Source organism: Lebetimonas sp. JH292, assembly GCF_000523275.1.
GTDB lineage: Bacteria > Campylobacterota > Campylobacteria > Campylobacterales > Nautiliaceae > Lebetimonas.
In genome coordinates this window covers 406,955-429,070 of record NZ_ATHQ01000001.1, presented here as the reverse complement: position 1 = coordinate 429,070, position 22,116 = coordinate 406,955, and the positions used below count along the sequence as shown (strand labels likewise).

The window sequence follows — 22,116 nt, the reverse complement described above, 5'->3', positions numbered from 1 at the left end:
TCTTTTAATTTATTTTTTACAACTCACTACTCACCACTCACTACTCACTATTAAGTAAGTGAACTTGTCTGATAAAGTTTCATTAAAGAAATATAAAAATCTTCATCGCTGCTCTCTTCAATAAGCCCTTTATTAGGTGAAATGTCGTAAAACAATTTTTCAAGGTTTTTAAATCTGTTTGGAAACATATTAGCCAAAAATTTGGCGCTGATTTCTTTTCTCATAAGAATAGTGGGAGGCATAAGGCCGGTTTTCAAGAGTTCAAAAATAGAATCACTGTGATAGCTGATATGGTGATGGCTTCCGTGAGGGCATGAATTTACGCTTACAATTGTTTTGCAAACATTACAATAAACATATTCGTTAATAGTTTTTGCTTCTATTTCCAAATTCATAGAATCAAAAATACTTTTTAAATGGTCTGCCTGATAATATATTCCAAGCCCTTTGTGTGTTTGACCCATTATGAATTTATTGCAACCGAAGTTTTTTGCAATTATGGCATCCAGTATCGCTTCATTTACCCCGGAAAATATATAGGTGTTCACCAAAGGAATAATTATTATTTTGTCTTTTGGAAAGTATGTTTCCACTAAATATTTTAACGTATCAAACCTTAATTTATAAGGTACCTCTTCTTCTTGTATATTTTTTACTAAAAAAACTATTAATAAATCATTTCTTTCAATCGCCTGACGCATTATTTTTTCGTGTACCCTGTGAACAGGTTTTGCATGCATGGTCATACCTACTACATTTGTTTTATTTTTTATGAATTCTTTTACATAATCTATTTTTTTCTTTATTCCGTAATCTTCGACCCAAAACTTTCCTGCAATTGCGTATTTACCGAGCCTTTTTAATGTTTTTGCTATTTGCGGGTAATTTTTATAATCTTTACTTCCGTAAATAATTTCTACTCTTTTTAGCGGATCAATTTCATAAATTTCTTCTACGTTAATTTCCCCTATTTTTCTGCTGTTGTAAAAAAGTTCTATTTTTTTCGGATTATTTTTTAAAACCTCTTCGTTTCTTTTTCCCGCAGGTGCGAGTATAAAAGAAAAAGGAACGGATTTCCCTTTATATTTTTTTTCATTATTTGCAGTTTCGGCTTCTTTTTTATTCATCAATTTATCTATAGGCGCAAGCAATCCGGCTTGAACCATTGCAAGTGTATAATATGCCTCTTTGTCTATAAAAATTTTATTTTTGTTTGAAAATGCCATATTTTTTCCTTTTTTCCCATAAACTTTTTCTGCTTATTCCAAGTTTTTTGCTGAGCTCCGTATCTGGGAATTTATGCTGGTGATTGTTAATTACAAATTTGATATATTCTTCTATAGAAAGAATTTCATCATTTAAAAAGATTTTTTTAGGATAATCGATATTCAATTCATTAAATTCGTCCAAAATATTATCAAAATCTTTACTAACGGATATAATGACTTTTCTTTTAAAAAAAAGATTGGGTAAATTCTGCCAGTTTTTTTCTATGTTAAAACAGTAATAAATAGTATTAGTATTTAAGAAATCTTTTTCATCGTTTTTATTCAAATCAATTATTTTAATGGGAAGATTCTCTTTTTTTGCTATTTCAAACACTATTTTATCCACGGCCCTGATAAAATTTGTTTTTATAAGAAGCGGATAAGATATGTTTTTGGGAAGTGTTATTTCAATATCTTTTAGTAAATATTCGATAAAATTGCTGTAACATGTTGTTTTACTTTTTAGGTAATAAAATTCTTTTAAATGATTTATTTTTCTTATAAGCTCTTCTATTGAAAAAGGCTTTTGAATGTAATCGTCCGCACCGAGTTCAATTGGCTGGGTAACATTTGAATGAGTTACATAAGGCGCCAGTAAAATGATTATTTTGTCTTTGTGAGATAAAACAAAGTTTTTTAAATTTCCCTGAAGATTTGTATTTACTAAAAAGATGTCTGCATTTGAATTTACCGCTTCGTCATAAGAAGCAAAAATTTCACATTTTGCATTTAATTTTTCGCTTAAATTATTCTGAATACTTTGAGCCAGGTATAATTCATTTTCCACAATTGTAATCTTCATGCCAGTCCTTATATGTTAATGTGGCTGTAGAAATAACGGCTATCCCTTCGCCTCTGCCGGTAAATCCCATTTTTTCGTTTGTGGTTGCTTTTACGTTTACAGGCGCTCTTAAAAGTTTTGAGAGATTTTTGGCTATTTTTGTTTTATAATTTTGCAGTTTCGGCTTTTCGGCTATGATGGAAATATCGGCATTTATAATTTCAAAACCTGTTTTATTTAAAATTTTAATTATTTCTTTTAAGAAATTAACCGAAGAGGCGTTTTTGTATTTTTCATCATTGTCCGGGAAAAATTCCCCGATATCCCCATATCCGGCAGCCCCAAGGAGTGCATCAATAAGCGAATGTATTACCACATCACCGTCACTGTGGGCTTTTAATCCGTAATCTACGTCTATCGGAATTCCTCCAAGCAGCATTTTTTTATTTTTTATAAATTTATGGGTATCATACCCGTTTCCTGTTAAAAAAACTTTTTTTGGAGGTTTTAGACATGGAAGATTTAAATCTTTAAAATATGTGATTTTTCTGCTTTCTTCACTTCCGTCAATATATAAAATTTTTCCGCCTATATGTTCTATCAAAGCTCTTTCGTCTGTGAATATTTTATCACACTGAATCGCCTTTTTTAAAATTTCGCTAACACTTAGCTGAGGTGTTTGAATAAGTTTTATGCTGTTTCTGTCAATTGTTTTATTTTCAAATACAACAGTGTCCACCGGTTTTAAAAAAGGCACTATACAATCGGCTTTTTCTTTGTTTTTTATTAAATTTAAAATAATTTCTTTTGGAATACACGCTCTTGCCACATCCGTAACCATTACATAAGGTGTTTTTACTTCTTTTAAAGCGTTTTGAAGGCTTAACTGTCTTTCTTTATCTCCTTTTACTATTTTATAATCGCTCAGTTTTTTATAAAGCCTTATTTCATCAGGATTTGCCGTAATAATCGTGTCTTTAAAATTATAAAAACTGTTTAACCGTTCAGCTACAAACAGCCAGAGGGGTTTTGAATTAATTCTTATCCACTGTTTTTTTACGGTATAATTAAATCTTGTGGAATTGCCTGCGCTTAAAATTATTAAAGTAACACTCAAATGTTTCCTTTTGTAAATATGTTACGAAATTATACAAAAAAATGTTACAAATGGTAAATGGTGAGTAGTGAGTGGTGAGTTCCAAGAAGCCAAGTAGCCAAGTTTCAAGTGAAAAATTGAAAAATTAAGCTTATTTTAAGGTTTTTTTTGTAAAAAGTATTTAAAATAAAATAAAGGAAATTTATGAGAAGAAAATGGTTGGAAAAACGAAAAAAAGATAAAATAAAAACTCAAATGTATTACGCAAAAAAAGGCATTATAACTGAAGAGATGGAATATGTGGCCGAAATTGAAAATCTTCCCGCCGAATTAATAAGAAGCGAGGTGGCAAGAGGAAGGCTGATAATCCCTTCAAATATAAATCATAAGCATTTAAAACCTATGGCAATAGGAAGAGTCAGCAAAACAAAGGTAAATTCAAATATCGGGGCGAGCGCCTTGGCAAGCGATGTAAATGAAGAGGTGAGAAAACTTCAAACTTCCGTGAAATACGGGGCTGATACCGTTATGGATTTGACGGCGGGGGCTAAAAATATGGATGAAATTAGAGTTGCCATTATTAACGCCTCACCGGTTCCTATCGGAACTGTCCCTATGTATCAGATTATTGATGAAATCGGTGATGTTGAAAAACTGACTTACGATGATATTTTAAGAGTGCTTGAAAAACAGGCTAAGCAGGGGGTCAGTTATTTTACCATTCATGCGGGGCTGCTTCTCAGGCATATGCCTCTTATTGCAAAAAGAAAAATGGGAATAGTCAGCAGGGGCGGCAGTTTAACCGCATCATGGATGTTAAAACACCATAAGGAAAACCCTTTTTATACCGTTTTTGATGAAATACTCGATATTTGCCGTGAATACGACGTTTCACTTTCTTTGGGAGACGGTTTAAGACCCGGATGTCTGTATGATGCAAGCGACGAAGCCCAGCTTGAAGAGCTTAAAACATTGGGAGAGCTTACACTTAAAGCCTGGGATAAAGATGTTCAGGTTATGATAGAAGGTCCCGGGCATGTGCCTATTAATGAAATAGAAAGAAATGTGAGATTGGAGCAGATTTACTGCCACGAAGCACCTTTTTATGTATTGGGGCCGCTTGTACTTGATATCGGTGCGGGGTATGACCATATCGGAAGTGCAATAGGTGCCGCAATGGCTGCATGGTATGGGGTCAGTATGCTCTGTTATGTAACGCCGAAAGAACATTTGGGACTTCCGAATGAAAAAGATGTGCGTGAGGGAATGATGGCATATAAGATAGCTGCCCATTCGGCTGATATAGCAAGAAAAATACCTTATGCACGGAAAAAAGACGATGCAATAAGCGATGCCAGATATCATTTTGACTGGAACAGGCAGTTTGAACTGGCGCTTGACCCTGAAAGGGCGAGGGAATATCACGATGAAACACTTCCGCAGGAGGTATTTAAAGAAGCGGAATTCTGTTCTATGTGCGGACCTAAATTTTGCTCTTACAAAGTAACCCAGGAAGCAATGAGAGAATTTAACTGGGACGAGTTTAAAAAAGAAGCGATGGAAAAAATGAAGAGTGAGAATAGTAATTAGTGAGTAATGAATAGTGAGTTGTGATAGTAAAATATGGTTGACAAAATTAAAAAAAAGTAATATAAACAATCAAAAATTATAATTTAAGGAGTTGAAGTGAAAGAAAAAATTAAAGAAGCTTTAAAAAAAGTGGTGTATCCAGGTTTTAAAAAATCGGTTGTGGATTTTGGATTTGTAAAAGATATAGAAGTGAGTGATGATAATAAAAAAGCAATTATTACTTATCAAATTCCATCAACCGACGATGAAATTGCTCAAAAATTAAACGACGCAACCGTTGAGGTTTTAAAAGAAGAGGGAGTTGAAGCCACTACTCAGATAATAAGACCTAAAAAACCGAGAGAAACATCAAGCAGGGGCGTTAATAAAATGCCAAGCGTCAAAAGTTTTGTAATGGTTTCATCCGGAAAAGGAGGTGTGGGAAAAACAACCACATCTGTAAATTTAGCTTTGGCTTTGGCTAAAGAAGGAAAAAAAGTAGGAATACTCGATGGTGATATTTACGGTCCAAATGTTGCAAGAATGCTCGGAATGCAGGACAGAAAACCGGAAGTTATAGGAAATAAAGTTAAACCTTTCGATGTATATGGAATAGAATTTATGTCTATGGCAAATCTGCTTCCGGAAGGAAAGGCTTTAATGTGGAGAGGTGCAATGCTTGTTAAGGCGCTTCAGCAGTTTATGGAAGATGTGGCATGGGGAGAGCTTGACATAGTGGTAATTGATATGCCTCCAGGAACTGGCGATGCCCAAATGACTATGGCCCAACAGGTTCCTGTAACTGCAGGTGTAGCGGTAACCACTCCTCAGACAGTGGCGGTTGATGATGCAAAAAGAAGTTTTGATATGTTCAAACAGTTACATATCCCAATTGCCGGGGTAATTGAGAATATGAGCGGATTTATATGTCCGAACTGTGGAATGGAATATGATATTTTCGGAAAAGGTGCTGCGGCAAAACTTGCAAAAGATTACGATACCAAAGTTTTAGGCCAGATTCCGATTGAGCCGGAAATAAGAGAAGGCGGGGATATGGGAAAACCTATACTTATTAACAGGCCTGAGAGTGAAAGTGCAAAAAGATTTCAAAAAGCTGCAAAGGAATTAATTGAATTTATTGATTATGTATTAGCGGAAGATATGGCCGGAAATGAAATGATTCAGCCAATTTACGGAGTAAACGGAGCTCCAAGTGCTTGCAGTATGCATTAAACTCTTTAGCCTTTTTAAGGCTTTTTAAATTTATAAAAAAGGTTTAAAATTGTTTAGTAAAATAAAAAAAATTTATGAATCGAAAAATTTATCCACGCCTTTTGAAAAAGCTCTCGAAATATACAATAAAACCCCTAAATTTAAAATAAATGAAAATGTGTATGATTTTAACGATGAGTGGAATGATGATGTTCATTATTTGATGAGACTTATAGCAACCGAAAAATTAAAAGAGGTTTTTGACGCACTTAAAATCGATGTGAACGACCCGAATGTTGCTGAAAATTTAAAAGAGGGAAATATAGGGACCGCAGGAAGAATCATTAAAATGTGGAGCGGAACTGATACAAAAGACGACAGGGAATTAATGGGCGGAAGATTCAATAAACCCGTCAGACTTGCCAAATTTCCAAATGAAATAAGCTCTGATTTTGAAAATCCAATAATAAAAGAAGTTGATTTAACGGCGGTCTGCAGTCATCATTTTGCCCCGTTTTCTACAAAATTTAATAATGCAAAGGTAATAATTTCTTACATTCCAAAAGAATATGTTTTAGGAATTTCAAAACTTCAAAGAGTGGTCAGGTTTATTGCCCAGCGCGGCTGGCTTCAGGAAGATTTGACAAAAGCAATTTATGAAGAAATTTCAGATACGGCTAAAACAGAGGATGTTTATGTAAAACTAAAAAATATTAAACATTCATGTGAATTTTTAAGAGGGGCCCTAAGCGATGCGGACGGATTTACAACGGAATATTTCGGGGGAAAATTTAGAAAAAACAGGGAACTTTTGGATTTTGTAAGAAATTATTAATATAAAGGCAATTGATGAACCTCAAGATTTTTACAACCTCGCGTCAAATAAGAAAATGGCTTGAAGATAAGGATAATCAGTTTCTGGATAAATTTTATACGTTAGGGGAATTTTTAGGTAAAATAGTTGTGGTTGAGGGTAGAAAATTCATTGATGAGGATTTAAGAAAAAAATATCTTTTTGAAGCAATTAAAAATGTAGATATTGAAAAACTCGGAATAAGCAGGGAATTTATAAATTTTTTTGATGACAGCAGTTTTATTTTTTCTTTTTTTAACGAGCTGTTTTTAGAAGATGTGGATATTGATAATGTAATTTTAAGCGATGTTTATTTAGATTATGCCGAACATTTGGAAATTTTAAAGGAAATTAGAAAAAATTATAAAAATTTAATTGAAAAAGACGGATATACAGATAAGTTTTTAATTGAGGATTTTAGAATAAACAAAGGCCTGCTTGAAGGTATTGATAAAATTGAGATGGTGTTAGACGGCTATCTTAGCAAGTTTGATTTAAAAGTTTTGGAAAAAATTAAAATTCCTGTTGAAATTACTTTCAGTGTAGACAGATTCAATAAAATACTGATTGAAAAATCATTAAAAATCGCAGCCCCTGAAGGTTATATTTATAAACTTGATTTTCATAACAGTAAACTTCAAAAACTGGATAAAAAAATCAATTCACCTGAGATTGAAATTGCTTATTTTTCTGAAAGATTAAATCAGGTGAATTTTGTATTTGCAAAAATTTCTCAAATGGTTAATGAGGGAATTGAACCTGAAAAAATAGCAGTAATTTTGCCTGATGAAGAATTCAGCGAATATTTGAAACTGTTTGATGAATATAAAAATCTCAATTTTGCAATGGGGGAGAGTTTTACAAAAAGCAATTTATATATATTATTAAAATCAATTTATGAATTTATAACTTCAAATAGTGATATTGCTTTTAAAAAATGCAAAGATTACCTTGAGGCTTTTGAAAAAAAAGAGCTGAGTGATTTTATAAAAAAAACCGCTGCCAATAAAGAATTAAAGATTATAGACGAAGAACTTTTCAAACTTGAAAAGTTTAAAAATATGTTTGAAAATAAAAAAGACTTTTTGTTTTTTGTACTGGAGAGATTTAAAAATTTAAAGATTGATGATGTTTACAGCGGCAAAATTACCTGTATGGGTGTGTTAGAGAGCAGAGGAATGAAATTTGACGGGGTGATTATAGTGGATTTTAATGAAGATATTGTGCCAAGAGTCAGTGAAAGTGATCTGTTTTTAAATACTTTTATAAGACGCCAGGCAAAACTTCCCACAAGAAACGACAGGGAAAATTTGCAAAAACATTATTATTATCAATTAATAAACAGTGCAAAAAAAGTGGCAATAAGTTATGTAAAAAACGAAGAAAAATCGCCAAGTAGGTTTTTATATGAGCTTGGATTTTCTTTGGGAAAAAACGGAGATGAAAAATACAGGGAAATTGCCTTTAAATATTCCAAACCAAAAGAAATTACAAAATATTCAGATGAATTTGAAATATTATATCCTTTATATCCGACTCAGTTGAAAAATCTTGTGGAATGTCCGAAAAAATATTATTTTTCCAAAATACTGGGAATATTTAACGAAAAAGATGAAGAGAAGTTTTTTGGAAATATTTTTCATGAAGCGGTTGCCGACATTGTTAGAAATAAAAAGTTAAAAATGGAAAATGATAAAGATTATTTTGATATTTTAATGAAAGAAATTACAAAAAGAATAAACGATAAAAAACTGCTTTTTGACGTATTGGTAAAATGGGAAGATAATATTAAAACTTTTTGCAAAATAGATTTTGATCAGATGAAATATTCAAAAAACGAAACAGAGGTTACAAAAAAATTTATTTTTGAAGGCAAAGAGTTAGCTTGCAGGGTGGACAGAATTGATTATAAAGAAAATGAAATAATTTTAATAGACTATAAAACTTCTTCCAAGGCAGGGGAAAATGAAGAATATATTTATGATTTTCAAACAACGTTTTATTTTCTCTGGGCCAAACAAAACTATCCAGATAAAAATATAAAAACGCTCATTTGGGATTTGGGAAGCGAAAAACCGGGTAAAATTGAAGGTGTTGTGAAAATGGAAGAACTGAAAAAGGTTTTAAATAATCTTCCTAAAAAAATAAAAGCCGCCGAGGACATTATTTATATAGATAAAAACGGAAAAGAAAAAACAAAAAAAGCACTCAGTATCTGTAAATACTGCGATTATAAAATTGCATGCGGGAGAGATTAAAATAAAAGTGAGTGGTGAATAGTGAATGGTCAACGGTGAAAGAAAGGAAAAGAAATGAAAAAATTATTGAGTGTTGAAGCAAGTGCGGGAAGCGGTAAGACATTTAGGCTTGCAAACAGATATATTGCACTTCTTAATTTAGATAATCCTGTAAATATTATTGCCATTACTTTTACAAACAAAGCCGCCAATGAAATGAAAGAGAGGATTGTTAAGTTTTTAAACCTGCTTAAAAAAAGTGATGATAAATTAAAAGAAGAAAAAAAGAAAAGAGAAAAAAAATATTATTGAAATGATATGTAACGAGTTGGGAATAAATGAAAACGATTTGTTAAGTAAGACAGATATTTTAATTAAAAAATTTCTTACAAACGATGTAAATATTCAGACAATTGATTCGTTTATAAATAAAATCTTAAGAAAATTCAGCTTTTTTGCCGGATTTAGAAGTAATTTCGATGTGGGAGATATTGACAGGGAGATAATTTTTAAAGAATTTTTAAAAGATTTAAAAACAGATGAATTTAAGTTATTAATCGATATAGCCAAAAAAGAGGAAAAATTTTCTTCATTATTAAATCTTTTTGAAGATTTGTATGAAAAAGACAAAGAACTTCAAGGAGTTAAAAGTGAAAATGGAGAATGGATAATTGATGAGGTTTTAAAACAAATTGAAGAGTTAAAAAATTAGTTTATTTATAGCAACACAAGAGTGTAAACAAGTAACTAATTTTTTTAGAAAAAATATTTACGAAATGTTAAAAGTAAAAACAATTCCTTCTTTTTTGGATATTGGAAGTTTAGAAAAGATTTAAGAAATGTTATGAACCTTGGATGGATGATGAATTTAATAAATTAATAGAAAATATAAATATTTTAATTTAAAAGAAAAAATTTTTTTTAAAAACCTCTTTTATTTTTATGAGAAATACAAAAATTTAAAATTCAAAATCAAAAAAGAGGAAAACATTCTTTCATTTAAAGATATTGAACATTTGGTATATTTTCTTTTAAGGGAAAATCCCGTTGATAAAGATTTTTTGTATTTTAGGCTTGATTCAAAAATAAACCATATATTAATGGATGAATTTCAGGATACATCAACAGCGCAGTGGGAAATATTTGAGCCGCTTGTGGATGAAATAGCAAGCGGGGTTGGCAGAGCGGAAAACAGAAGTTTTTTTTATGTGGGGGATATAAAACAGGCCATTTACAGGTTCAGGGGCGGAAGAAAAGAGCTTTTTAGCGAGATTGCCAAAAGATACAGAGCCAACGGGCTTGAGGTTGAAAAATTAAAAGTAAACTACAGAAGTGCAAAAAATATAGTCGATTTTGTAAACAGCAAATTTAATTTGGGAGAAGAAGCAAACAGAGATGAAAAGGGATATGTGGAGGTGGATGAAATCACAAAGGAAGATGCGTTTGAGGGCGTATATGAAAAAATAAAGTTTTTAAATGAATACGGGGTAAAGGACAAAGATATAGCGGTACTCGTATATACAAATGACGATATTTTAGCTTTATCTGAATTTTTAGAAGATAAAGGTAAAAGAGTAGTTACCGCAAAAAAAGCAAAAATAATTTCACAACCCAGTGTAAAAGCAATAATTTCCCTTATGAAATACTTAAATGACAATACCCAAAAAATAGAAAAATTAAATTTTCTTTCACTAATAGGAAAAAAATACAGCGATGAAGTGATAAAAATAGATAAAGACAGACCGATTAAAATGATAAAAAAAATTATGGATAAATATGACTTGAGAGATGAAGCAAGTTTAAAACTATTATATCACTCCTCGAAATATGACACTTTAGAGGACTTTGTGAGTGAGATTGATAATTACAAAGACGAACTTCCGTATAAAGAATTTGACGGGATTACCGTTATAACCATTCATAAAAGCAAAGGGCTTGAATTTGACAATGTAATAGTGCTTGACAGACTCTCAAAAGAAAACAGTGACAAAAGCAATATTCTGTTTTATTACGAAAATGCGAAATTAAAAGATATTAAACTTAAAATTGCAAATAGGGAATTTATAGATTCAAACTATAAATTATAAAACAAAATGAAGAAGATTGACTCTTGAAGATAAAAAAAATGTTGAATATGTAGCATTTACAAGAGCTAAAAATTTATTAATAATTCTCAAAAAAAATGAAAAATCGGCATTTATTACTAAGCTTGAAAAATTTCAAAAAGGAGAAATTATTCCTTCAGTTGATAAAAAAGATGAAAATGAGATAAAACCTATTAAAATAAATTTAAAAAATTACGGCAAACAGGAATTAAAGGTAGATGAGGAGGAATACAAACCAAACGATTATGAAGCTATTTATTTAGGAAATGCGATTCATTACTCTTTTGAATGTGATGATATAGAAGCAGTAAATAATATTTACGGTGATTTTTGCGATATAAATGAAGTAAAAAATTTTTATAAAAAATCAAAACCGCAGCTTGAAGACGGCAAAAAAGAGATTCCTTTTATTTATGAAAAACAGCTTGGAAGGATAGATTTGCTTATAGAAAAAAAAGACGGGTATGTTATAATCGATTATAAATCCACAAAACCAAAAGATGAAAGCGGATATTTAAACCAGGTAAGGCATTATATGGAAGTTGTAGAAAAACTTACAGGCAAAAAAGCAAAAGGATATTTGTTTTATGTAGATGAGCAAGAATTTAGAGAGGTGGATAAAAATGGAAAATGAAAAAGGAAAAATGGAAAATTAAGAAAATAAGTAAAGATGATATAATAAAAGCTATTGAAAAATATAAAAACGGTGCAAGTTAGTAAAAAAGAATTAAAGTTGTAAAATTTAAATAATAAAAAACATCCATATTGATTAAGGAGTTTTGATGTGTATGCCGAGATATTTTGGAAAAAAAACGGTTGACGGAAAAGTCATGGAAAAGAAAAAAGAAAATGCAAAAAATGAAAAAAAGAATGTAAAAAGTAAAAACATAAATCAGGCAAGTGTGGAATTTGAAGATGAAGATACTGACAAGCGCAATTGAGCCAAGTGCAAATTTACATTTAAAGGAAATTTTAAAAAAATGCAAAGTTAAAAATGAAAAGTGTAAAATTGAAGGTGTTTTTGATAAAAGTTTGGGAGAGCCAGTAATTGACAGCAATGAATTCAATGTAATGGGATTTTTTGATGTTTTGCCTAAAATTAAATTGGCTAAACATACTATTGAAGAGTTAACAAAGATGAGTGAAAAAGTAGACAAGGTTTTACTAATCGATGCACCTTCATTTAACCTTAGACTTGCAAAGTCAATTAAAAAAAAATATCCTTAAATAGACATACTTTTTATAATCTGCCAAAGGTGTGGGCCTGGAAAAAAGGAAGAATTAAAGAGGTAAATAGATTTGTGGATAAAAAGGCTTATATTTTTCCATTTGAGCGTGAGATATGGAAAAGTGGTATATATGTAGGAAATCCTTTACTCGATGAAATTAAAAATATCGTGATAATAAAGAATACGGGAATGTTGCTTTTTTGCCAGGCAGCAGAAAAAGTGAAATAAAATCTCTTATGCCGGTTTTTAGAGAACTTGCGAAAAAAATTGATAAAAACAAAATTTTGGTGGTTCATCCTGTATATAAAAACAAAATTAATGAAATTTACGGCGATGTCAGTGATTTTAAAATAGTATTCGATACCCACGAAGCCCTTTTAAAAAGTGATTTTGCATATATCTGCTCAGGGACTGCAACCCTTGAAGCGGCAATAATTGGAACTCCTTTTGTTTTAATGTATAAAGCAAGGGAGATTGAATATTTAATTGCAAAAATGTTTGTTAAACTAAATTATGTAGGTTTAGCAAATATTATTTTTGAAAAAGAGAATTTAGGGGAGTTTCATAAAGAATATCTTCAAAAATTTGATATTAATGAGCTTTTGAAAGATTATAAAACAAGCAATTTAGAAGAATTTCAAAAAAAATCGAAAAAATTAAGGGAACTTTTGAAATATGGCAGTTCTAAGAGAGTTGTTGAATTATTAACTGAATAAATTTGATATAATTTTTATTAAAAAGGGTGTAGATGAAAGAACCTATGACCAAATACGGTTTTGAAAAATTAGCAAAAGAACTTGATTATTTAAAAACAATTGCAAGACCGGAAGTCGCAAAAGAAATTGATGCGGCAAGAGAGCTTGGGGATTTGAAAGAAAATGCGGAATATCATGCGGCAAAAGAAAAACAGTCCCATATTGAAAGAAGAATAGCAGAACTGAGTGATATTTTAAGCAGGGCTGTGGTAGTGGATCCTAAAGAGCATGCTCACAACAGGGTGGCATTTGGAAGCACTGTTTATTTAACAGATTTGGACAGTGATGAAGAGGTTAAATATACAATTGTTGGAGGGCCTGAATCAAACCCTGAAAAAGGATTAATTTCTTATAATTCTCCACTTGCAAAAGCTTTAATCGGAAAAGAAGTAGGGGATGAGGTTGAAGTTAATCTGCCAGGAGGCGTTAAAGCATATGAAATCGATAAAATATGTTATGAAGATATCTGCTTTAATTAATGAAAAATTGAAAATGTAAAATGAGGGAAAAATATGGTTTTAAAAGTTAAGAAATTGAGTAATGAAGCAATAATTCCTGAATACAAAAGCGAAGAGGCAGCCGGATTTGATTTGCATTCTGTTGAAGATATTATAATAAAGCCTGGAGAGAGAAGATTAATAAAAACCGCTCTGGCGTTTGAAATAGAAAGAGGATATGAAATTCAAATCAGGCCAAGAAGCGGTCTTGCTTTTAAACACGGAATTACTGTTTTAAATACACCAGGGACAATTGATTCTGATTACAGAGGAGAGATTAAAGTACTTCTTATAAATTTAGGTAATGAGGATTTTGAAATAAAAAAGGGTGAGAGAATTGCTCAGGCTGTAGTTGCCCCTGTGATTCAGGCAAGATTTATTGAAGTTGGAGAGCTTAGTGAAACGAAAAGAGGCAGTGGCGGATTTGGAAGCACGGGAAAATAAAATGGAGAATGAATAATGGATAATGCGGAATTAAGTAAAGAATATATTTTAAGAAAGCTTGATAAAATTAAACCTGTTTTAAGAAAGAAATATTCAGTAAAAAAAATAGGTATTTTTGGAAGTTTTGCAAATGAAAATTTTAGAAAAGATAGTGATATAGATTTTTATGTTGAATTTGAAGAAAAAAACTTTGATAATGTAACTGGAGTTCTTTTGTTTTTAGAAAAGTTTTTCAAAAAAAAGATTGATATAGTTTATCCTCATAAAAACGCTAAATTTTTAGAAAATATTAAAAAAGAAGTAATTTATGGATAAATCTGATACAAATAAACTTTTAGATTTTATTCTTGAGAGTATTAGGCATATTAGATTTAGATTTCAGCCTATTTCTTGTAGTGATGATTTTTTAAAAAATGAAGAAAATTTAATGAGATTAGACAGTATTTCTATGAGACTTCAAGCAATAGGAGAAGCAATTAAAAATATTTATAAAAAAAATGATAAGCTGTTATTAAAAGTAAATGATAAAGAATACTGGTCAAAAATTATTAGAACAAGAGAAATACTTTCACATCATTATATTGATGTTGATTCAGAAATAATTTATGAAATATGTGCTAATAAATTAGCTGAACTTGAAAAGTTAATAAGAAAATTAAAGGAACTAAATGATTAAAACGGCTATTGTAGGGGCGAGCGGATATACAGGAATTGAACTTATAAAAATTTTACTTAATCATCCACATTTTAAAATAAAAGGGCTTTTCGGAAGTGAAGGTGGAAAGAGTTTAGAAAATATTTATCCTCCCTCGAGAGGAGTTTCGTAGTGCGAAATTCAAAAATTAGACAGCGAAAAATTAAAAAAATTTGATTTAGTGTTTTTGGCTGTGCCCCACAAAACCGCTATGGCAATAGTTAAAGAAATTTATGGATATACAAAAATAGTAGATTTTTCTGCCGATTACAGACTGAATCAGAAAAATTACGAAGAATATTACTGTTCTCATATCGACCCTGTTCATTTGGAAAATGCGGCATACGGGCTTCCGGAAATTTTCAGGGATTACATAAAAAAAGTGTCTCTTGTGGCAAATCCGGGATGTTATCCTACGGCAACCATTCTGGGGCTTTATCCATTTTTGGATTATATTGAAAAAGATGTGTTTGTTGATGCAAAAAGCGGGGTCAGCGGGGCCGGAAAAGGGTTAAAATCTACAACCCATTTTGTAAAAGACAATGAAAATTTTTTCGCTTATAATCCGGTTAAACACCGCCACAGTATAGAAATAGCGGAAAAAACCGGTCTTAATGTAACATTTGTGCCTCAGCTTTTGCCGATTACAAGGGGTATGCAAATCAGTATTTATGCCAAACTGAAAAAAGATATAAACCCGATGGAAGTTTTAAAAGAAGTTTATAAAAATGAAAAATTTATAAGAGTGAGAAACAACCCGGTGGAAATAAAAAATGTGGCCGGAACCCATTTTTGTGATATTTTTGCTATGAAAAATAAAAATATGCTTTTTATCAACAGTGTAATTGACAATTTATTAAGAGGAGCTTCTTCCCAGGCTGTTGCAAATGCAAATCTGCTTTTTGATTTGCCTGAAAACACGGCACTTCCCAAAATAGCTTATGTACCATAAATATAGTGAGTAGTGAGTGGTGAGTAGTGAGAATAAAAGAGATTGATATAAAAAACGGGGCTGTTTTTATAGCCGATTCGCATTATAAAAAAGGTGATAAGAGTTTTTTAAATTTTTTAAATTTTTTAGTTAAAAAAAATCCTCCTCAGGTTTTTTTTATGGGGGATATTTTTCATCTTCTTTTGCCTTTTGAATATTTAAAAAAATATAATCAAGAAGCGATTGAACTTATTAATAAATTATCTAAAAAAACAGAAGTTTATTATATCTACGGAAATCACGATTTTTGTATTGATGAATTTTTTCCCGCGGTTACTTTTGCCGATGCGTTTACAGACATTGAAAAATCTGTTTATTTATCTCACGGGGATTTGGATAACGAAAGTTTTTTTTATAAATTGTATTCAATGATAATAAGAAATAAAATAACGCTTAATTTGATTCATATATTTAGTTTTAATTTTGTAAATAACTGGCTTTTTAAAAAATTTTTGAATAAGAAAATAAAATGTCAAAAAATAGATTTGAATTTAAATATTGCTAAAAAATATGATTATATAATCATAGGACATTATCATATTTCCAAAAGTATCTCTTCAATAAAGATTCTCCCGTCTTTTTTTTGCAGCGGAAAATATAATATAATACAATTAGATAACAAAATAAAATTTAAGGAATTAAATTATGGCCGATGACAAAATATTAAAAGCCGGCTCAAACGAACTGGAGCTTGTCGATTTCAGGATTTTTAAAAAAGATGCAGACGGTAAAATATATGAAGGGATTTACGGTATAAATGTGGCAAAAGTCAGAGAAATAATTAAAATGCCCGAACTTACCGAATTACCTGGCAGTGAAGATTTTGTTGAGGGAATTTTTGATTTGAGGGGAGTGGTCGTCCCTGTAGTCAATCTTGCCAAATGGATGGGGATAAAAGAGCCTAATGAAAACGAAGCTCCTATAAAAAAAAGGGTAATTATTGCCGAATTTAACAATATGCTTATAGGCTTTATTGTCCATGATGCAAAAAGGATAAGAAGAATTTCATGGGCGGATATAGAACCTGCAAGTTTTGGAGTCGGGCAGGGAAAACTTGATAAAAGTAAAATAACAGGAATTACAAAACTTGAAAACGGTGAAATAATGCTTATTTTGGATTTGGAAAGCATTGTTGAAGAAATGGGGCTTTTTGAAGCAAATCTGGAATTTGAAACAGATAAAATAGAAAAATTTTCCGGTCTTGTGCTTTTAGTAGACGATTCTCTTACCGCAAGAAAAATGGAAAAAGAAGCATTGGAAAAAATGGGATTTGATGTTATTGAAGCTAAAAACGGAGAGGAAGGGCTTGAAAAATTAGAAGAGCTTTATTCTGTATACGGCGATAATTTAAAAGAAAAATTAAAACTTATTTTAAGTGATGTTGAAATGCCGAAAATGGACGGGTATCATATGGCTGCTAAAATTCATAACGATTCAAGATTTAAAAATATCCCTTTAATATTCTCTTCTTCAATTTCGGACGCATTTTCAGACGAGAGGGGGAAAGCCGTCGGTGCTGAAGGCTATCTTGTCAAATTCGATCCGAGTAAATTTTATAAATCTATAGCAGATGTGCTTAAAAATTCAAATAAGGAATAAAAATGGATGATATTCAGGAATTATTGGAAGATTTTTTAATAGAAGCTTTCGAAATGATAGAAGAGATGGACCAGGATTTGATTGAGCTTGAAAATAATCCGGATGATTTGGATTTACTTAATAAAATATTCAGGGTTGCCCATACCATTAAAGGAAGCAGCGGTTTTTTAAATTTTGAAAAATTAGCTCATTTAACCCATCATATGGAAGCTGTTCTTGATAAGGCGAGAAAAGGGGAACTTAAGATAACGCCGGATATTATGGATGTTATTTTGGAATCAGTTGATTTGATGAAAGCAATTCTTGAATATATAAGGGACAACGGGGATGACAGTTCACCTGAAATAGATATTGACGAAGTGGTTAAAAAACTTGATGCAATTGCAAATGGAAAAAGTTTAGGCGGTGAAAACAGTGAAAATGTAAGTAGTGAAAGCAGTGAAAATGGTAAAAATGAAAAAAAAGAAGGAAATGCTGTAGGTAATATTAATCTGGACGAAATTACACTTGAAAATGCGGATGAACTTGATTTGGATTCTCTCTCTCCGGAAGAGCTTGACGCAGTGTTAGAGCATTTGGTGAAACTTAGAAACTCTGAAGGAAATAAAGAAGAAAAAACCGAAGAAAAAAAAGAGGAAAAAAATATTCCGGCTCAAAAACAAGAAACAAAACCTGCAAAAGCGCAGGAGAGTAAACCTTCGGTTTCAAAGAAAAAAGAGATTAAAAAAATTTCTACTGCCGAGCAGACAATCAGAGTTGATGTAAAAAGGCTTGACCAGCTTATGAATTTAATCGGAGAACTTGTTTTAGCAAAAAACAGGCTTATTAAAATTTATAACGACGTGGAAGAAAGATATGAAGGCGAAAAATTTTTAGAAGAACTTAATCAAGTGGTCTCAAGTATATCAATTGTTACAACCGATTTACAAATAGCAGTTATGAAGACAAGAATGCTTCCTATTGGAAAAGTGTTTAATAAATTTCCCCGCCTGGTAAGAGACCTTTCCCGTGAGCTTGGTAAAAAAGTGAGGTTAATTATTGAAGGTGAAGAAACAGAGCTTGATAAATCCATTATAGAAGAAATCGGTGACCCTCTGGTGCATATGATTAGAAATTCCATTGACCATGGAATTGAAGAGCCTGAAAAAAGAAAAGCAAAAGGAAAACCCGAAGAAGGCACAGTTTGGCTTAAAGCATATAACGAAGGTAATATGATTGTAATTGAAATAAAAGATGACGGTGCCGGAATGGACCCTGATGCTTTAAAACAAAAAGCTATAGAAAAAGGGCTTATTACTTCCCAGGAAGCTGAAAATATGAGCGATAAAGAAGCGTTTATGCTTATTTTTAAACCCGGCTTTTCAACTGCTGCTAAAGTTACATCAGTTTCCGGCCGCGGTGTGGGAATGGATGTTGTAAAAACAAATATTGAAAAATTAAACGGTATTATAGAAGTGGATTCAATCCCAGGTAAAGGCACAACCTTTAAACTTAAAATTCCTCTAACCCTTGCTATTATTCAGGCATTGCTGGTAGCCAGTCAGGAAGAGCTTTTCGCCGTACCTCTTTCAAATGTAATCGAAACCGTTAGAATTGTCGAAGAAGATATTTATACAATTGAAGGAAAAAGTGTATTGAAACTGCGAGATGAAATACTGCCTCTTGTTAATATGGCTGATGTTTTTAAAATAGAAAAAGTTCTTGAACCGGATAAATATTTATATGTGGTAATTTTGGGTCTTGGAGCGACAAAAATAGGTTTGATAGTTGACAGTTTTATTGGCCAGGAAGAAATAGTTATTAAATCACTGGGGGAATTTTTAAAAGGAATTCCGGGAATTGCAGGTGCGACAATCAGAGGTGACGGCAAGGTTACATTGATTCTTGATGTGGGCAGTTTAATGAAACTTGCAAAAGAAACACATAACAGGGTTAATGCCACAGCGGCTATCGGTCAAAGTAAAAAGAAAAAAGAAAAACCCGAAGATTATGTTGTAATGATAATAGATGATTCACCGATGGACAGAAAAATAATGAAACAATCACTTGAGCCTCTCGGAGTACAGGTTATAGAAGCCAAAGACGGTATGGAAGCTCTTGAAAAACTCAAAAAAAACGATATCGATGCTATGCTTATAGATATAGAAATGCCGAGAATGGACGGATATACACTGGCTCAGGAAATCAGAAAATACAATAAATACAGAAAACTGCCTTTAATAGCGGTGACAAGCAGAACTACAAAATCGGACAGGGTCAGAGGGGTTGAGGTGGGAATGAATGAATATATCACCAAACCGTACACACCGGAATATTTGCAAAATGTAGTTAGAAGAAATTTGGGATTATAAGGATAATAAATGGGCAGATTAAACGAAATATTAAAACAGCAGAAAAAAGCTTTAGGGAGCGGTGAAGAAAAAAATGTATTGGATGATTATATTCAGGTTGTGGGATTTATAGTGGGAGAAGAGGAATTTGCAGTACCTATTTTATCCATTCAGGAAATTATCAAACCTATAGAATGGACCAAAGTCCCTTTTACTCCCCCTTATGTTTTAGGGGTGTTTAATTTAAGAGGCAATGTTTTGCCTCTGATAGATTTGAGAATAAAATTCAATACCGCCGCTGAGCCGGAAATAGATCCGGATGCCACAAGATTTATTGTAATGAAAATAAAAAACGAAGATGTCGCTTTTATAATAGACAGGCTTACCTCAGCCCTGAGAATTCCCAAAAAAAATATTGCGCCGCCTCCGAGCACCTATGAAAATGATGATGAAATCATAGAAGGTATCGGCAGAATGGATGACGGAAGAATTGTTACAATATTAAAAGTTGATAATTTAGTAAAAAAAGAGGAAATAGTGGGAAATAACGGTTAATCTTTTAAATAAACCGTATCGTTTAATAAAATAAAAAGCTCTCCTAAAAGTTCTTTTTGCTCTTCTTTGTTTAAACTGCTTTTTTTAATTTTGCTTTTTAACAGATGCTCTATTTCATCTATTTCATAATCCAAATCTATTAAAATATCCCTTATTTTTTGAGTTCTTTCAAGAAAATCTATTTTGTAATTTCCGTTTTCATCAAAAGTTATAACCGCTTCGTTGGTATAGCTGAACAGATTATGTTTCATTCCTAAAATTTCCTGATAAGCTCCAACCAAAAAGAATGCAAGATAATAATTTTCTTTGTTTAAATCTACATCATGCAGATAAAGAGGCGTTTCTTTATTAAAAGGTATTTCACCGTCACTGTCGCAGGTGATATCCCAAATTGTGGCACTTCTGTTTGGATTTATATTAAGTTTTGTTATAGGCATTAAAGGAAAGCGCTGTTTTAATCCCCAAAAATCCGGAAGGCTTTGAAAAATGGAAAAGTTTGCTAAATATTTTTCCTGTATTTTTTCATTTATCGCTTTTAATTCTTTATTTTTAAATCCCCTGTATGTCGCAAAAACAATTGCTTTTTTTATTATTAAATTAACCAGAATTTCCGCATTGCTTCTGTCTGTTAAATCTATTATTCCCAAATCAAAGAGTGTTAAGAGGCTTTCAAAATGATCAAGTGCATCATGAAAATATTCTATATAATTAGTTTCATTTATCAGTTTGAATAAATCGAGAAGTTCTTCAATCAAATCCGGATTTTTTTCTTTGAGTCTAAGGGCTTTTTCATTATACTCCTGGGAAAAAAGTTCAATTACAGGCGCTATAAGCACAGTTGAGGGGGAAGCGATAAAGCGGCCGCTTTCTGTATAAATGTCCGGCATAGGGACATTTTTTTTAGAAGCAATTTCTTTTAACAGATATATTACATCATTGCTGAATTCTCTGATGGAATAATTTCTGTCCCTTTTATGTTCCCACTGGGAATATTCTATTGCCAAACCTCCGCCTATATTAATGGCGCTTAAATTAACTGAGCCCATTTTTCTGAGGTCTGCATAAATATTTCCGGCTTCCCTTATTGCCTTTTTAAGGGGTCCTATGTCATTTATCTGGCTTCCTATATGAAAATGAATCATTTTAATTTTGTCGATAAGATTTTCTTTTTTCAGTATTTCAACAGCTTCAATAATTTCAGTGGAATTAAGCCCGAATTTTGATTCATATCCCCCTGATTTTGCCCATATTCCCACTCCGCTTGTATGAAGCCTTATTCTGATTCCTATAAATACCGGTACTTTTTTATATTCACGGCTTACTTCCAAAATGGAATTGAGCTCGTTAAGCCCTTCTATGGTAATAGTTACGTTATAACCCATAAATCCGGCAATAAACGCAAGGCGTATCATTTCTCTGTCTTTAAAACCGTTTATGGTAATGGGATAATTTTTATTATTGTAAGTCATTGCCAGAATAAGCTCCGCCTTACTTCCGGCTTCAAGGCCGTAATTATAATTTTTGGCTATTTTAATTAAAGGTTTTACAAATGTAGGAAACTGATTGACTTTTAGGGGAAATACAGCTTTAAATTCACCTTTGTAATCAAATTCTTTTATGGCCTGATTGAAATTTTGGTAAAGTGAATTTATCTGTTTTCTTATTAAATGCGGAAAACGAAGTAAAATAGGGCCTTTTATACCCTGAGCTTCAAGGTCTTTTACTATATCAATAAGTGCCGGCTGGTTTGCATAATTTATTCTCAGTCTGTCATTGTCTATAAAAAAATTATTTTCACCCCAAATATTTAGGCCGTAATCCATAAAAAACCCTTTTAATTAAAAGTAAAAAGTTTACTTGGCAACTTTACTACTCACCACTAACCACCCCGCCGTTTTTCA

Annotated in this window: 24 protein-coding genes and 1 pseudogene; 21 read left to right on the top strand and 4 right to left on the bottom strand. The window is 31.8% G+C overall.

The features are described 5' to 3' along the window. Positions 1-50: 50 nt before the first annotated feature. The 3 genes from DZ64_RS0102560 to DZ64_RS0102550 are packed head-to-tail and all read right to left on the bottom strand — an operon-like array spanning position 51 to position 3,166. Positions 51-1,226: a sulfate adenylyltransferase gene (locus DZ64_RS0102560; RefSeq protein WP_024789314.1), complete on the bottom strand. Its 1,176-nt coding sequence runs from the start codon at positions 1,224-1,226 to the stop codon at positions 51-53. Continuing rightward, on the bottom strand, positions 1,204-2,070 hold the full coding sequence (locus DZ64_RS0102555) for a response regulator (RefSeq protein WP_024789313.1): 867 nt from the start codon (positions 2,068-2,070) through the stop codon (positions 1,204-1,206). The genes DZ64_RS0102560 and DZ64_RS0102555 overlap by 23 nt, the downstream gene beginning before the upstream one ends. Next, positions 2,045-3,166, bottom strand: a complete 1,122-nt coding sequence (locus DZ64_RS0102550) for a bifunctional 2-C-methyl-D-erythritol 4-phosphate cytidylyltransferase/2-C-methyl-D-erythritol 2,4-cyclodiphosphate synthase (RefSeq protein ID WP_024789312.1) — start codon at positions 3,164-3,166, stop codon at positions 2,045-2,047. Before DZ64_RS0102550 ends, DZ64_RS0102555 begins: the two co-directional genes overlap by 26 nt. 183 nt (positions 3,167-3,349) lie before the next feature. On the opposite strand from DZ64_RS0102550, the gene thiC reads away from it, so the two are divergent. From thiC to DZ64_RS0102450, 21 genes and pseudogenes are all read left to right on the top strand, one after another. Then, positions 3,350-4,735: a phosphomethylpyrimidine synthase ThiC gene (gene thiC / locus DZ64_RS0102545; RefSeq protein ID WP_024789311.1), complete on the top strand. Its 1,386-nt coding sequence runs from the start codon at positions 3,350-3,352 to the stop codon at positions 4,733-4,735. Between the two features lie 96 nt (positions 4,736-4,831). Beyond that, positions 4,832-5,947, top strand: coding sequence for an Mrp/NBP35 family ATP-binding protein (locus tag DZ64_RS0102540; RefSeq protein ID WP_024789310.1), 1,116 nt, complete (start codon positions 4,832-4,834; stop codon positions 5,945-5,947). 49 nt (positions 5,948-5,996) lie between these two features. Further along, a complete protein-coding gene (locus DZ64_RS0102535; RefSeq protein ID WP_024789309.1) occupies positions 5,997-6,761 on the top strand; it encodes a GTP cyclohydrolase I in 765 nt (254 codons plus the stop codon). 14 nt (positions 6,762-6,775) lie between these two features. Beyond that, positions 6,776-9,037, top strand: a complete 2,262-nt coding sequence (locus DZ64_RS0102530) for a PD-(D/E)XK nuclease family protein (RefSeq protein WP_024789308.1) — start codon at positions 6,776-6,778, stop codon at positions 9,035-9,037. Positions 9,038-9,091: 54 nt separating this feature from the next. Beyond that, a complete protein-coding gene (locus DZ64_RS0102525) occupies positions 9,092-9,328 on the top strand; it encodes a UvrD-helicase domain-containing protein (RefSeq protein ID WP_024789307.1) in 237 nt (78 codons plus the stop codon). Position 9,329: 1 nt separating this feature from the next. After that, complete coding sequence (locus DZ64_RS0102520; RefSeq protein ID WP_024789306.1) at positions 9,330-9,728, top strand: hypothetical protein; 399 nt, start codon at positions 9,330-9,332, stop codon at positions 9,726-9,728. 163 nt (positions 9,729-9,891) lie between these two features. Continuing rightward, entirely contained in the window at positions 9,892-11,103 is a 1,212-nt protein-coding gene (locus DZ64_RS0102515) for a UvrD-helicase domain-containing protein (protein WP_369792104.1), read from the top strand. A gap of 16 nt (positions 11,104-11,119) precedes the next feature. Beyond that, positions 11,120-11,755: a PD-(D/E)XK nuclease family protein gene (locus tag DZ64_RS0102510; protein ID WP_024789304.1), complete on the top strand. Its 636-nt coding sequence runs from the start codon at positions 11,120-11,122 to the stop codon at positions 11,753-11,755. 154 nt (positions 11,756-11,909) lie between these two features. Beyond that, the gene (locus DZ64_RS12220) at positions 11,910-12,062 is read left to right on the top strand and encodes a hypothetical protein (protein WP_156922598.1); all 153 of its coding nucleotides are present in this window, start codon (positions 11,910-11,912) and stop codon (positions 12,060-12,062) included. Beyond that, complete coding sequence (locus DZ64_RS13700; RefSeq protein ID WP_255327510.1) at positions 12,037-12,348, top strand: hypothetical protein; 312 nt, start codon at positions 12,037-12,039, stop codon at positions 12,346-12,348. The genes DZ64_RS12220 and DZ64_RS13700 overlap by 26 nt, the downstream gene beginning before the upstream one ends. Before the next feature lie 29 nt (positions 12,349-12,377). Further along, on the top strand, positions 12,378-12,578 hold the full coding sequence (locus DZ64_RS13695; protein ID WP_255327509.1) for a hypothetical protein: 201 nt from the start codon (positions 12,378-12,380) through the stop codon (positions 12,576-12,578). Positions 12,579-12,586: 8 nt separating this feature from the next. Then, on the top strand, positions 12,587-13,066 hold the full coding sequence (locus DZ64_RS13690; protein WP_255327508.1) for a DUF354 domain-containing protein: 480 nt from the start codon (positions 12,587-12,589) through the stop codon (positions 13,064-13,066). 32 nt (positions 13,067-13,098) lie between these two features. Continuing rightward, entirely contained in the window at positions 13,099-13,584 is a 486-nt protein-coding gene (gene greA / locus DZ64_RS0102490; protein ID WP_024789303.1) for a transcription elongation factor GreA, read from the top strand. 33 nt (positions 13,585-13,617) lie between these two features. After that, complete coding sequence (gene dut, locus DZ64_RS0102485) at positions 13,618-14,046, top strand: dUTP diphosphatase (RefSeq protein WP_024789302.1); 429 nt, start codon at positions 13,618-13,620, stop codon at positions 14,044-14,046. A gap of 15 nt (positions 14,047-14,061) precedes the next feature. Continuing rightward, positions 14,062-14,361 (top strand): nucleotidyltransferase family protein, encoded by a 300-nt coding sequence (locus DZ64_RS0102480; protein ID WP_024789301.1) that lies wholly within the window; start codon positions 14,062-14,064, stop codon positions 14,359-14,361. Next, positions 14,354-14,722: a DUF86 domain-containing protein gene (locus DZ64_RS0102475; RefSeq protein ID WP_024789300.1), complete on the top strand. Its 369-nt coding sequence runs from the start codon at positions 14,354-14,356 to the stop codon at positions 14,720-14,722. Before DZ64_RS0102480 ends, DZ64_RS0102475 begins: the two co-directional genes overlap by 8 nt. After that, positions 14,715-15,692: pseudogene (gene argC / locus DZ64_RS10500) on the top strand (N-acetyl-gamma-glutamyl-phosphate reductase). The gene DZ64_RS0102475 and the pseudogene argC overlap by 8 nt, the downstream one beginning before the upstream one ends. Before the next feature lie 26 nt (positions 15,693-15,718). Further along, complete coding sequence (locus tag DZ64_RS0102465) at positions 15,719-16,387, top strand: UDP-2,3-diacylglucosamine diphosphatase (protein ID WP_024789299.1); 669 nt, start codon at positions 15,719-15,721, stop codon at positions 16,385-16,387. After that, complete coding sequence (locus DZ64_RS0102460) at positions 16,377-17,330, top strand: chemotaxis protein (RefSeq protein WP_024789298.1); 954 nt, start codon at positions 16,377-16,379, stop codon at positions 17,328-17,330. The genes DZ64_RS0102465 and DZ64_RS0102460 overlap by 11 nt, the downstream gene beginning before the upstream one ends. A gap of 2 nt (positions 17,331-17,332) precedes the next feature. Beyond that, positions 17,333-19,681 carry a response regulator gene (locus DZ64_RS0102455; protein ID WP_024789297.1) on the top strand — a complete coding sequence of 783 codons (2,349 nt, stop codon included), beginning with the start codon at positions 17,333-17,335 and terminating at the stop codon, positions 19,679-19,681. 9 nt (positions 19,682-19,690) lie between these two features. Then, positions 19,691-20,215 (top strand): chemotaxis protein CheW, encoded by a 525-nt coding sequence (locus tag DZ64_RS0102450; protein WP_024787068.1) that lies wholly within the window; start codon positions 19,691-19,693, stop codon positions 20,213-20,215. On the opposite strand, the gene speA is transcribed toward DZ64_RS0102450, so the two are convergent. Beyond that, positions 20,212-22,038, bottom strand: coding sequence for a biosynthetic arginine decarboxylase (gene speA / locus DZ64_RS0102445; RefSeq protein WP_024789296.1), 1,827 nt, complete (start codon positions 22,036-22,038; stop codon positions 20,212-20,214). The genes DZ64_RS0102450 and speA overlap by 4 nt on opposite strands. Positions 22,039-22,116: the final 78 nt, after the last annotated feature.

What these genes read in the sequence shown, in the direction of transcription:
- DZ64_RS0102560 (WP_024789314.1), bottom strand. Translation starts at nt 1,226, where the DNA reads ATGGCATTTTCAAACAAAAATAAAATTTTTATAGACAAAGAGGCATAT.
- DZ64_RS0102555 (WP_024789313.1), bottom strand. Translation starts at nt 2,070, where the DNA reads ATGAAGATTACAATTGTGGAAAATGAATTATACCTGGCTCAAAGTATT.
- thiC (WP_024789311.1), top strand. Translation starts at nt 3,350, where the DNA reads ATGAGAAGAAAATGGTTGGAAAAACGAAAAAAAGATAAAATAAAAACT.
- DZ64_RS0102530 (WP_024789308.1), top strand. Translation starts at nt 6,776, where the DNA reads ATGAACCTCAAGATTTTTACAACCTCGCGTCAAATAAGAAAATGGCTT.
- DZ64_RS0102525 (WP_024789307.1), top strand. Translation starts at nt 9,092, where the DNA reads ATGAAAAAATTATTGAGTGTTGAAGCAAGTGCGGGAAGCGGTAAGACA.
- DZ64_RS0102520 (WP_024789306.1), top strand. Translation starts at nt 9,330, where the DNA reads ATGATATGTAACGAGTTGGGAATAAATGAAAACGATTTGTTAAGTAAG.
- DZ64_RS12220 (WP_156922598.1), top strand. Translation starts at nt 11,910, where the DNA reads ATGCCGAGATATTTTGGAAAAAAAACGGTTGACGGAAAAGTCATGGAA.
- DZ64_RS13700 (WP_255327510.1), top strand. Translation starts at nt 12,037, where the DNA reads ATGAAGATACTGACAAGCGCAATTGAGCCAAGTGCAAATTTACATTTA.
- DZ64_RS13690 (WP_255327508.1), top strand. Translation starts at nt 12,587, where the DNA reads ATGCCGGTTTTTAGAGAACTTGCGAAAAAAATTGATAAAAACAAAATT.
- greA (WP_024789303.1), top strand. Translation starts at nt 13,099, where the DNA reads ATGAAAGAACCTATGACCAAATACGGTTTTGAAAAATTAGCAAAAGAA.
- dut (WP_024789302.1), top strand. Translation starts at nt 13,618, where the DNA reads ATGGTTTTAAAAGTTAAGAAATTGAGTAATGAAGCAATAATTCCTGAA.
- DZ64_RS0102480 (WP_024789301.1), top strand. Translation starts at nt 14,062, where the DNA reads ATGGATAATGCGGAATTAAGTAAAGAATATATTTTAAGAAAGCTTGAT.
- DZ64_RS0102475 (WP_024789300.1), top strand. Translation starts at nt 14,354, where the DNA reads ATGGATAAATCTGATACAAATAAACTTTTAGATTTTATTCTTGAGAGT.
- DZ64_RS0102460 (WP_024789298.1), top strand. Translation starts at nt 16,377, where the DNA reads ATGGCCGATGACAAAATATTAAAAGCCGGCTCAAACGAACTGGAGCTT.
- DZ64_RS0102455 (WP_024789297.1), top strand. Translation starts at nt 17,333, where the DNA reads ATGGATGATATTCAGGAATTATTGGAAGATTTTTTAATAGAAGCTTTC.
- DZ64_RS0102450 (WP_024787068.1), top strand. Translation starts at nt 19,691, where the DNA reads ATGGGCAGATTAAACGAAATATTAAAACAGCAGAAAAAAGCTTTAGGG.
- speA (WP_024789296.1), bottom strand. Translation starts at nt 22,038, where the DNA reads ATGGATTACGGCCTAAATATTTGGGGTGAAAATAATTTTTTTATAGAC.